The sequence below is a fragment of the Neisseria sp. P0014.S009 genome (assembly GCF_051958155.1).
Taxonomy (GTDB): Bacteria; Pseudomonadota; Gammaproteobacteria; order Burkholderiales; family Neisseriaceae; genus Neisseria; species Neisseria flavescens_C.
This window is the reverse complement of the sequence record NZ_JBQCVS010000030.1, coordinates 3,630-6,543: the sequence shown is the minus strand read 5'-3', so window position 1 is coordinate 6,543 and position 2,914 is coordinate 3,630. Positions and strand designations below refer to the sequence as shown.

Sequence of the window (2,914 nt, the reverse complement as noted above, 5' to 3'; positions counted from 1 at the left end):
AAAAAAACAGTCGTACTAGCAGTTAACCCCCTTCACTCAGCTCAAGCCATCCTGAGGGGCGAGGGCAGAAAACCAACGATACATGAAAGGATTGATATGACTTAGACCGACAAACACGACAATTTAAGAGCGGTGGGGATAGCAAAAATCCCCAAGCCTGAGAACAAGGGGATTTTGCGTTTCCTGCCAAGTTTGAAACTTTTCAGGAATGAATCAAATGCAAATCTCATTAAGACTAGGGAAATTGCAATTGACCGTTACGATTGATACGCGGATTATTTTAGCCGTCATCATGATGTTCAGTCAATAACCCACGACAAGAAGGTCGTCTGAAATGTTTCAGACGACCTTTTATCATTGTGCCGACCCGACGACACCGCCACGCGCTGCGAACTGTTCGCCCGCTTCAGCATAGCCGTCATACATCAAATTTTGAGGGCTTTTCCCGCCCAAACTGACGACTTGACTAGAATCGCTGTTTACAGGCTGAATTTGACGGTTTTGGACGTATTCGCGGGGCTGTTCCTTGTAGGGATTAAAGGGCAAGCCGTTTTTCGCGTATTCATTGCAAGTTTTTTTTGTCTATCTCTTTTATGACTGTGCCTTGAGAGCTATAACAAGAGCAACCTGACACGCCGCCTGAAATACAGGCTACAGGATATTCAAGCTGTTTCACCTGTCTGATATTGTCATAAAGCGGTTTTGATTCGACCATACCTTCTATTTTTGGCTCAAGCATTTCTTTCGTCAGGTTTTTATTCTGATTCTGCGATATTTTATGACCTATTTCACGAGCAGACGCCGCCGACCCCTGTTCAGCCGTCTTTTTGACCGTTTCGGAAGCTACAACAGATTTTTCAGACACTGACGAAACATCTTCAGACGGTGCGCCCAAACCTGTTAAAAGTTTGAAACCCCAATACGCCGTTATTCCAAATACTATAAGAGATATAGGAATGACCCACAAAACACGACTTTTCGGCGTTTGAACTTTGGTATGAATCTCAGCCGACTTATACAAAGCGAATGCCTTTTTATCTAACTTGTACACTTCAGCACGGGCGTTTTTCATTTCAACTTTTGGATTATTGGCGCAATAATCCCAAAAATAACGCATACGGACACCGAGCGGCGTTTTATGTATATGATAGTGAGCACCGACCAAATCGCGTACATGTTTATCAATTCGACCAGGCATTTGGGTTATCAGAATAATATCAATACCCGAATGTCTATGAATGTGAAGCCATTCAATTAATTCAGGCGTTTTTGAACCAGCAGAGCGTGGCGGAAATACGTTTTGTGCTTCGTCAATAATCACAACAGAACCATGATTTTCAGGATACTTAAGCCAAACATTCATATCTTTAATATCATGACCTTCAGGAATTTTTTCCGTCTTTATCGTCAATTCTGGAATGCCTTCAGTGAAAATTTTTCTATCCGCCCATTCCTTTTTTACTTTTTTTGCCAAATCCGAAACAACCGACAAAGTTTTACCCGAACCTGGAACACCTGTAATCAAAGTAATCATTTTTATCCTTTATTTCAAAAATTTAAACGAACGATAAGACGACCATATACCCAGCGAAAACGCAAAACCGCCAAAAATAATATTCAAGGCTTCGGGTATTCCCGCAAGACCGAGCAAACCTATTAAATCGGCAGGCATTTGAAAATAATTCCGCGTTACATAATCCAAAACCCCATCCACCGCTATTGACAATCCTTCATAAGATACAAGACTCACACCCAAACCCAACAAAATTTGAAAAAAGGCGTTTTTAAGCATCGGAAGAAGAGCAATAAACAAACTGCCCAAATACTGAAGCAAGACACGTCCAAAAGCAGCCAAAGCAGGCATTTTTATCCTTTCATACTATTCACAGTTTTAAAAATCATCATTGCCGAAGTGAAATAGGCTAACGTGATAAAAACATATCGGAGTTTTTCAGCGGCTTCACACACAAAAGAAAGCGTTAAACTATGGCGACCAAACTGACCAAAATCCAACTGAATGTCTTTAGGACAATAACCGCCCGTAGAGAAAGCAGAGGAGGGCGAAAACTTGCCAAATCCACCATCCGACTTCAGACCACCCCAATCAGGTTCTCCACCTCCATCGGGCGCAGACGGCATATCGCCTAAATCGCCAGAACTATCTGAACCTGTTCCCGTTCCTGTTCCCGTTGTTCCTGTTCCCGTTCCTGTTCCCGTTCCTGTCGTTCCACTTTGACCGCTTCCGCCGTTCTTTCCGCCCCCTTGCATTCCGCCGTCGGGCGTTGTGGCGTGGTCGGCTCCGCCTCGACCACCGCCACCACCGCCCCCAGCGGACGAACTATTAGGGCTTGATGATTGGCCGTCTTTCTTTTCAGTGGAACTTGAAGAGCCAGTAGAACCGACAGTTGAACTTTCTGTTTTAGGCTTGTGTTTATAAGTGCAGACTACAGAAAAGGTGCCGTTCGATTTTTTACCAAAAGTCATATTAGAACCGGGACCGCAATCACCCTCTTGACTAGAAACCCTCTCCCTTTCAATTGGGGCTGAACCCAAAGGACGACCGCCACGACCGTCAGGCTCATAAATTTGACAGAAAGTTCCACCGCTAGTATGTTCAACCATTCTCATGGCCCAACCATGCTTATCTGTACCCGAACACGCGCCCTCATATGTGTCAGAGACTGCGCCTGTCATTTCATTAACGTAAATATTTTCGAGTTTTTTAGAACCTGTACCGCCACTTCCTGAATTTCCACCACCGCCACTGCTTCCGCCACCGCCACTGCTTCCACCACCGCCACTGCTTCCGCCACCGCCACTGCTTCCGCCACCGCCATTGCTTCCGCCACCGCCATTGCTTCCGCCACCGCCATTGCTTCCGCCACCGCCATTGCTTCCGCCACCGCCATTGCTT

At 45.3% G+C, this 2,914-nt stretch carries 4 protein-coding genes; all 4 read right to left on the bottom strand.

Annotated elements, in window-relative coordinates; genetic code table 11:
- Positions 1–562: 562 nt before the first annotated feature.
- Positions 563–1,534, bottom strand: coding sequence for a zonular occludens toxin domain-containing protein (locus ACTHS4_RS11405; RefSeq protein WP_440365960.1), 972 nt, complete (start codon positions 1,532–1,534; stop codon positions 563–565).
- 9 nt (positions 1,535–1,543) lie between these two features.
- Entirely contained in the window at positions 1,544–1,864 is a 321-nt protein-coding gene (locus ACTHS4_RS11400) for a DUF2523 domain-containing protein (RefSeq protein ID WP_070825931.1), read from the bottom strand.
- Positions 1,865–1,866: 2 nt separating this feature from the next.
- Positions 1,867–2,622 carry a virulence factor TspB C-terminal domain-related protein gene (locus tag ACTHS4_RS11395; RefSeq protein WP_440365959.1) on the bottom strand — a complete coding sequence of 252 codons (756 nt, stop codon included), beginning with the start codon at positions 2,620–2,622 and terminating at the stop codon, positions 1,867–1,869.
- Between the two features lie 68 nt (positions 2,623–2,690).
- Positions 2,691–2,914, bottom strand: a 224-nt coding sequence (locus ACTHS4_RS11390) for a hypothetical protein (RefSeq protein WP_440365958.1), incomplete at its 5' end; no start/stop codon positions are given.